Here is an 8,206-nt window from a genome sequence, read left to right on the forward strand (position 1 = left end):
TGTGAAAGCTTAGAGAGCGATCACAGGGTGTGAGGGGGTAGCCATTTCATTAGGGATTTGTGGCTGATCACAGAATATGTGTACAGATCACTCGAAGTGTTCAGGGTTTACCGGGTCGCCTGATTTCATATTCAACTGCTCCCGGATGTCTTCAAACATCAAGTCGTAATGCTTGTGTACCGAGCCGATCTGGCTGTGTGTCTTCGGAATCCCGTACTTCTCGGCGATTTTCGTCACGTTGCTGGCGAAGTTGTAGGCTTCCTCCTTGAGCAGGAAGAAGGGCTCGGACATTTCCTTGCCCTGAATGCTGCCATGCAGGGTGAACTGGATGCCTTTTTCACCTTTGTCATCCTTGCTGACTTCATAGTCGAGGTGCAGGTTGTAGCTGACATCATCCGGGGTCAGCGCATGACGTTCGATGTGCAAGTGACCTGGCTCAAACTGTGCCATAGACGTCTCTCCTTACGAGTAAGTAATGCCCGGAGTCGCTGTGCTGATGCGGGTGCCAGCCTTGCCCTGGACGATCGCCTCGATGTCCGCGAGCGAGCCGATGACCGCGACTTTTCCAGTATGGCGCGCAAACTCGCAGGCTGCCTGTACCTTCGGTCCCATGGAGCCGGCGGCGAAGCCGAGTTTTTCCATTTCGTCCGGGTGAGCCTGGGCGATGGATTTCTGGGTGGGTTTGCCAAAATCGATGAACGCGGCGCTGACGTCGGTGGCGATCACCAGCAGATCGGCTTCAAGTTGTTCGGCCAGCAGCGCCGAACACAGATCCTTGTCGATGACCGCCTCGACACCTTCCAGTTTGCCGGGGGCGGTGTACATGGTCGGAATGCCGCCCCCGCCCGCGCAGATGACGATGCTGTTTTTTTCCAGCAGCCACTTGATCGGGCGGATTTCAAAGATGCGTTTCGGTTTGGGGCTGGCGACCACGCGGCGGTATTTGTCGCCGTCCGGGGCGATGGCCCAGCCTTTTTCAGCGGCGAGTTTTTCCGCCTCGGCCTTGGTGTACACCGGGCCGATGGGTTTGGTGGGGTTCTGGAACGCCGGGTCATTGGCATCGACTTCGACTTGGGTCAGCAAGGTTGCGAAGGGCACTTCGAAGTCCAGCAGATTGCCGAGTTCCTGTTCGATGATGTAGCCGATCATGCCTTCGGTTTCGGCGCCGAGCACGTCCAGCGGATAAGGCGAAACCGAGGTGTACGCCGCCGCTTGCAGCGACAGCAGACCGACTTGCGGGCCATTGCCGTGGGCGATGACCAGTTGGTTGCCGGGATGGATCTTGGCGATCTGTTCGGTGGCGATCCGGATGTTGGCGCGCTGGTTGTCAGCGGTCATCGGTTCACCCCGGCGAAGCAGGGCGTTACCGCCCAGAGCTACGACGATACGCATGGTGCAAGTCCTTTTTGAGTAGGAGCTGCCGAAGGCTGCGATCTTTTGATCTTGCTATTGATCTTGCTATTGATCTTGCTATTGATCTTGCTATTGATCTTCAAAGATCAAAAGATCGCAGCCTTCGGCAGCTCCTACAGGTTAGTGGTGAATCGTTAGAGATCAGCCAATGTCGACACCAGAATCGCCTTGATCGTATGCATGCGGTTTTCCGCTTGCTCGAAGGCGATGCAGGCCGGCGACTCGAAGACGTCATCGGTTACTTCGATGCCGTTCTTCAGGTGCGGGTACTGCTCGGCAATCTGCTTGCCGACCTTGGTGTCGCTGTTGTGGAAGGCCGGCAGGCAGTGCATGAACTTGGTGCGCGGGTTGCCGGTGGCTTTCATCAGTTCGGCGTTGACCTGATACGGCAGCAGTTGCTGGATGCGCTCGGCCCAGGCTTCCACCGGTTCGCCCATCGAAACCCAAACGTCGGTGTGGATAAAGTCCACGCCTTTGACGGCGGCTTTCGGGTCGTCGGTGAGGGTGATCCGGGCACCGCTTTCTTCACCATATTTTTTGCAGCGAGCTACCAGATCGTCCGCCGGCCACAGCGCTTTTGGCGCGCAGATGCGCACGTCCATGCCGAGCTTGGCGCCGATCAACAACAGCGAATTGCCCATATTGTTACGGGCATCACCGAGGTAGGCGTAGCTGATTTCGTGGATCGGTTTGTCGGCGTGTTCACGCATGGTCAGCACGTCGGCGATCATTTGCGTCGGGTGATATTCATCGGTCAAACCGTTGAACACCGGCACGCCGGCAAACTTGGCCAACTCTTCGACGATTTCCTGTTTGAAGCCCCGATATTCAATCGCGTCGTACATGCGCCCCAATACGCGAGCGGTGTCCTTCATGCTTTCCTTGTGGCCGATCTGCGAGGAGTTCGGGTCGATGTAGGTGACGTTGGCACCCTGGTCATAGGCCGCGACTTCGAACGCACAGCGAGTGCGGGTCGAGGTCTTTTCGAAGATCAGCGCGATGTTGTTGCCTTTGAGGTGTTGCTGTTCGGTGCCGGTGTATTTGGCGCGCTTGAGGTCGCGCGACAGGTCGAGCAAATAGCGCAATTCGCGAGGGGTGTGGTGTTCCAGGCTCAGCAGATTGCGGTTATGGATATTGAACGCCATTTTGGATCTCCTAAGGTGTCGGTTATCCCCTCGGCCCGCACTCGGTAAGTGCGGGCCGAGGCTAATAGGTTAGTAGTCGATCGGATCGCGGATGATCGGGCAGGTCATGCAGTGGCCGCCGCCGCGCCCGCGTCCGAGTTCGCCGGCGCTGATGGTGATGACTTCCACCCCGGCCTTGCGCAGCAAAGTGTTGGTGTAGGTATTGCGGTCGTAGCCGATGACCACCCCCGGTTCCACGGCGACCACGTTATTGCCGTCGTCCCATTGCTCGCGCTCGGCGGCGAAGCTGTTGCCGCCGGTTTCGACGACGCGCAGGGCCTTGAGGTTGAGGGCCTGGGCCACGGTGTCGAGGAAGTTGGTTTCCTCGCGGCGGATGTCGATGCCGCCCGGTTTGCTTTCGTCGGGGCGCAGGGTGAAGGCGACGATCTGGTTCACCACTTCCGGGAAGATCGTCACCACGTCGCGGTCGCAGAAGCTGAACACGGTGTCCAGGTGCATCGCCGCGCGGGATTTCGGCAGGCCGGCAACGATGACTTTTTCCACGGCCTTGTTCTTGAACAGATTGACCGCCAGTTGGCCGATGGCCTGGCGCGACGAGCGCTCGCCCATGCCGATCAACACCACGCCGTTGCCGATCGGCATCACGTCACCGCCCTCAAGGGTGGAGTTGCCGTGGTCCTTGTCCGGGTCGCCGTACCAGATCTGGAAATCAGCGTTGGTGAACTCGGGGTGGAATTTGTAAATGGCGGTGGCGAGCAAGGTTTCCTGACGGCGTGCCGGCCAGTACATCGGGTTGAGCGTTACGCCACCGTAGATCCAGCAGGTGGTGTCGCGGGTGAATTGAGTGTTGGGCAGCGGCGGCAGGATGAAGCTGGTTTTGCCGAGAAAGTCGCGGAACATCTCGATTGACTTGCCACCGAAACTGCTCGGTAAATCGTCGCCGGAAACGCCGCCGATCAGGTACTCGGCGATATGCCGTGGTTCCAGGCTGCGCAACCACGAACTTGTTTCGTTGATCAGACCGAGGCCGACTGAGTCAGCAGTGATTTTGCGCTCCAGAATCCAGTCGAGCGCTTCGGGGATGGCGACGATGTCGGTCAGCAGGTTGTGCATTTCCAGCACATCGACGTTGCGCTCACGCATTTTGGTGACGAAGTCGAAATGGTCGCGCTTGGCCTGGGCCACCCACAGCACATCGTCGAAAAGCAATTCGTCGCAGTTGTTCGGGGTCAGCCTCTGATGGGCCAGGCCGGGGGAGCAAACCATGACTTTGCGCAGTTTGCCGGCTTCGGAGTGGACGCCGTACTTAACTTTTTCCGTGGTCATTTCAGTGATCCTCCAGATGACACAACAATCGAATTACAGGGTCAGGAAGCCGTCATAGAGACCGTAGGCCGCCACCAGCGCGCCCACGACCACCGCAGCGAAAATCAGCTTCTCGACGTTGGTGAAGACCGGTTTATTGATTTCCATCTTGGCCTTGGCGAACAAGATGGCGCCGGGGGCATAGAGCAGGGCCGAGAGCAGCAGATACTTGGTACCGCCGGCATACAGCAGCCAGATCGCGTAGATCAGGGCGATGGCGCCGATGATCAGATCCTTCTGCCGCTCGCCCGGCGCGCCTTCGTAGCTTTCGCCGCGCACTGCCAGCAGAAAGGCGTAGGCCGCCGACCACAGGTATGGCACCAGGATCATCGAGGTGGCGAGGTAGATCAGCGACAGATAGGTGCTGGCCGAAAACAGCGTGATGACCAGGAAAATCTGCACCATCGCGTTGGTCAGCCAGAGCGCATTGACCGGCACCTGATTGGCGTTTTCCTTGCGCAGGAAGGCCGGCATGGTGTGGTCCTTGGCGGCGGCGAACATGATCTCCGCGCACAGCAACACCCACGACAACAGCGCGCCGAGCAGTGAGATGACCAGGCCGACACTGATCAGCACCGCCCCCCACTGACCCACCACATGCTCCAGCACGGCGGCCATCGACGGGTTTTGCAGCTTGGCCAGTTCCGGTTGGGTCAGGATGCCCAGCGACAGTACGTTCACCAGCACCAGAATGAGCAGCACGGTGACAAAGCCGATCACCGTGGCTTTACCCACATCACTGCGTTTTTCCGCACGGGCCGAGAAAATGCTCGCGCCTTCGATGCCGATGAACACCCACACGGTGACCAGCATCATGTTGCGCACCTGGTTCATCACGCTGCCCAGGTCCGGGTTTTTCAGGCCCCAGATGTCGGCGGTGAAGATGTCCAGTTTGAAGGCGAACACGGCAATCAAGATGAACAGCACCAGCGGCACAATCTTCGCCACGGTGGTCACCAGGTTGATGAACGCGGCTTCCTTGATGCCGCGCAGCACCAGCAGGTGAACGGCCCAAAGCAGCACCGATGCACCAATCACCGCCGCCACCGTGTTGCCTTCACCGAAAATCGGGAAGAAGTAACCCAGGGTGCTGAACAGCAGCACGAAATAGCCGACGTTGCCCAGCCACGCGCTGATCCAGTAACCCCAGGCCGAAGAAAAACCCATGTAATCGCCGAAACCGGCCTTGGCGTAGGCGTAGACACCACCATCCAGGTCGGGCTTGCGGTTGGCGAGGGTCTGGAAGACAAAAGCGAGGGTGAGCATACCGACGGCGGTGATGGCCCAGCCAATCAGAATGGCGCCGACGTCAGCACTGGCGGCCATGTTCTGCGGCAAAGAAAAAATCCCTCCACCGATCATTGAACCGACAACCAGGGCAACCAGCGCACCCAGTCGAAGTTTTCCGGGAGCTTCAGACATTGCATGACTCCATTGCAGGTGAAGAGGGTTCACAGCGTAGTTCTGTTTACAACTCAATCAGCTGACTTGGATCAGTGCATGCACACATTCAAAAAAACGGTTTCCGGGCTGTTTGCAGGCACCAGTCGACTTCCTGAAAGGCCCGTCCTAGAGGCTTTCTGTTTTGATCTTGGAACACATCGTATTGCTTGGACTTATGACGCTAGTTCGTTTTCTTTGAGACGCAAATTTTCAGGGTGAATTTTCAGTAAGCAATTGTTGTATGAATCTTCATCTATAAAGCTATTGAGTATATGGAGGGCGGAAATTATCGAGCGTTAATAAAAAGACATAAATTGGCGTTATCTAATAAACGTAATTACGCTTTAGCCATTTAGTTAATCGGTAATAACAATCGGTGTTTGCCAAGCCATTGGAGGCGCAACAATGTCGCAAGCCCCGCACAAGCTTCGCCTGAGCGCGCTGATCGCCCTGGTCGTGGGTTCGATGATTGGCGGCGGGATCTTTTCCTTGCCGCAGAACATGGCGGCCAAGGCCGATGCCGGTGCGATTTTGATCGGCTGGGCGATCACGGCCGTGGGGATGCTGACCCTGGCTTTCGTGTTCCAGACCCTGGCCAATCGCAAACCGGAACTCGACTCGGGGGTGTACGCCTACGCCAAGGCCGGTTTCGGCGATTACATGGGGTTTTCCTCGGCGTGGGGTTACTGGATCAGCGCCTGGTTGGGCAACGTCGGCTACTTCGTGCTGCTGTTCAGCACCCTTGGCTTTTTCTTTCCGGTGTTTGGCGAGGGCAATACACCGATCGCCATCGCCTGCGCGTCGGTGCTGCTGTGGACGGTGCATTTCGTGGTGATGCGCGGGATCAAGGAGGCGGCGTTCATCAATCTGCTGACCACCGTGGCCAAGGTGGTACCGCTGATCATGTTCATCGTGATCGCTGCGGTGGCGTTCCAGGCCGACGTGTTTACCCGTGACATCTGGGGGCGCAGCAACCCGAGTTTCGGCAGCGTGATGGACCAGGTGCGCAACATGATGCTGGTCACGGTGTTCGTGTTCATCGGCATCGAGGGCGCCAGTGTCTATTCGGCGCGGGCGGAGAAACGTTCGGACGTCGGCCGGGCCACGGTCATCGGTTTTCTCGGGGTGCTGGCGCTGCTGGTGCTGGTCAACGTGCTGTCGCTGGGGATCATGAGCCAACCGGAACTGGCCACTTTGCAGAACCCGTCGCTGGCGTCGGTGCTGGAGCATATCGTCGGTCCGTGGGGCGCGCTGCTGATCAGTGTCGGCCTGGCGATTTCACTGTTGGGCGCCTTGCTCTCGTGGGCGTTGCTGTGTGCCGAAATCCTCTTTGCCACGGCCAAGGACAAAACCATGCCGGCGTTCCTGACCAAGGAGAATGCCAACCATGTGCCGATCAACGCGTTGTGGATGACCAACGTGATGATTCAGCTTTTCCTGCTGATCATCCTGTTCGCCGCCAGCACCTATACCAGCCTGATTTACCTCGCGTCGTCGATGATCCTCGTGCCGTATCTGTGGTCGGCGGCTTATGCGGTGTTGTTGAGTGGGCGCGGTGAAACCTATGAACACGCGTCCGCAGAACGGACCAAGGATCTGCTGATCGGTGGCGTCGCCCTGAGTTATGCGGTGTGGTTGTTGTACGCCGGCGGCTTGAAGTATCTGCTGCTTTCGGCGCTGCTCTATGCGCCGGGCGTGATCCTGTTCGCCAAGGCCCGGCATGAACAGGGCAAACCTGTCTTCACCGCCATCGAAAAGGGCATCTTTACCTGCGTCCTCAGTGGTGCCGGGTTGGCGGCTTACGGGCTGTACAGCGGGTTGCTCAGGCTATGAGGTTATTGCTGGGTTTCGAACCGCCCTATGACTGGCCGGCGATGCTGGGTTTTTTGTCGGCACGGGCGATTGTGGGACTGGAAACCGTGGCTGACGGCGTTTACTCGCGCAGCATTGGCCTGAACGGCGCTCACGGCACCCTGTCGATCCAGCCTGCGACAGCGGACTCACTGGAATTGACACTCGATTTTCCTGATCCGACGGCCGTGCCCGAGATCATCGCACGGGTACGGCGGATGTTTGATCTGGATGCCGAACTGGCCACGATTCATCGTCATCTGGCGGTTGATCCATTGCTTGCTCGCTTGATCGAAGAGCGTCCGGGGCTGCGCGTGCCGGGGACATGGGACGGTCTGGAGTTGGCGATTCGTGCGGTGTTGGGGCAGCAGATTACCGTCGGTGCGGCGATCAGACTGGCGGGCAAACTGTTGGCGCAATATGGCGCTCCTTTGGCTTCGCCACGGGATGGTTTGACCCATGTATTCCCTGAGGCCGCGTTTTTGGCGGTGGCGGATCTGGCCACGCTGGGGATGCCGAAAAGCCGTGGTCGAACCCTGTCTGGCGTGGCTCAAGCGCTACTGGATGATCCGTTGTTGTTTGAGCCCGGGCGTGAGGGCGGCGTGGCGCGATTGCTCGCGTTGCACGGGATTGGCGACTGGACGGCGCAGTACATTGCCCTGCGGCAACTGCGGGATATGGATGGGTTTCCGAACGGGGATGTGGGGTTGATCAACGCGCTGGCGGCGCTGGAAGCTGGGCCGGTGACGGCGAAGCAGTTGCTGGCGCGGGCTGAAGCGTGGCGGCCGCATCGTGGGTATGCGGCGCAGTTGCTTTGGACTTCTTTGAGTCGGGTGGATTGAGGCCTGATCCAGTTCCTGTGCTGTCTGTAATGGGGCCTTCGCGAGCAAGCCCGCTCCCACATTTGATCGAGGGCGTCCGGAAGGACTCGGTCCCCTAATGAAATGGCTACCCCCTCACACCCTGTGATCGCTCTCTAAGCTTTCACA

The 8,206-nt window shown here is 58.5% G+C and carries 7 protein-coding genes; 2 read left to right on the forward strand and 5 right to left on the reverse strand.

The features are described from left to right. Positions 1-87: 87 nt before the first annotated feature. The 5 genes from ACW9JC_RS26625 to arcD (ACW9JC_RS26645) form a co-directional block, all read right to left on the reverse strand. Complete coding sequence (locus tag ACW9JC_RS26625) at positions 88-450, reverse strand: DUF5064 family protein (RefSeq protein ID WP_457458726.1); 363 nt, start codon at positions 448-450, stop codon at positions 88-90. Positions 451-462: 12 nt separating this feature from the next. Beyond that, a complete protein-coding gene (gene arcC, locus ACW9JC_RS26630; protein WP_457458728.1) occupies positions 463-1,392 on the reverse strand; it encodes a carbamate kinase in 930 nt (309 codons plus the stop codon). Positions 1,393-1,547: 155 nt separating this feature from the next. Then, complete coding sequence (locus ACW9JC_RS26635; protein WP_448109113.1) at positions 1,548-2,558, reverse strand: ornithine carbamoyltransferase; 1,011 nt, start codon at positions 2,556-2,558, stop codon at positions 1,548-1,550. Positions 2,559-2,627: 69 nt separating this feature from the next. After that, positions 2,628-3,884 (reverse strand): arginine deiminase, encoded by a 1,257-nt coding sequence (gene arcA, locus ACW9JC_RS26640; RefSeq protein ID WP_338582609.1) that lies wholly within the window; start codon positions 3,882-3,884, stop codon positions 2,628-2,630. Between the two features lie 33 nt (positions 3,885-3,917). After that, positions 3,918-5,345: an arginine-ornithine antiporter gene (gene arcD, locus ACW9JC_RS26645; RefSeq protein WP_448109111.1), complete on the reverse strand. Its 1,428-nt coding sequence runs from the start codon at positions 5,343-5,345 to the stop codon at positions 3,918-3,920. A 426-nt stretch (positions 5,346-5,771) separates the two neighbouring features. Here arcD (ACW9JC_RS26645) and arcD (ACW9JC_RS26650) point away from each other — a divergent pair, with 426 nt between their 5' ends. Both arcD (ACW9JC_RS26650) and ACW9JC_RS26655 read left to right on the forward strand, forming a co-directional pair. After that, on the forward strand, positions 5,772-7,199 hold the full coding sequence (arcD, locus tag ACW9JC_RS26650; protein WP_338582607.1) for an arginine-ornithine antiporter: 1,428 nt from the start codon (positions 5,772-5,774) through the stop codon (positions 7,197-7,199). Beyond that, positions 7,196-8,059: a DNA-3-methyladenine glycosylase family protein gene (locus ACW9JC_RS26655; protein ID WP_457458731.1), complete on the forward strand. Its 864-nt coding sequence runs from the start codon at positions 7,196-7,198 to the stop codon at positions 8,057-8,059. Before arcD (ACW9JC_RS26650) ends, ACW9JC_RS26655 begins: the two co-directional genes overlap by 4 nt. Positions 8,060-8,206: the final 147 nt, after the last annotated feature.

This window comes from Pseudomonas sp. SDO5591_S426, assembly GCF_054070755.1.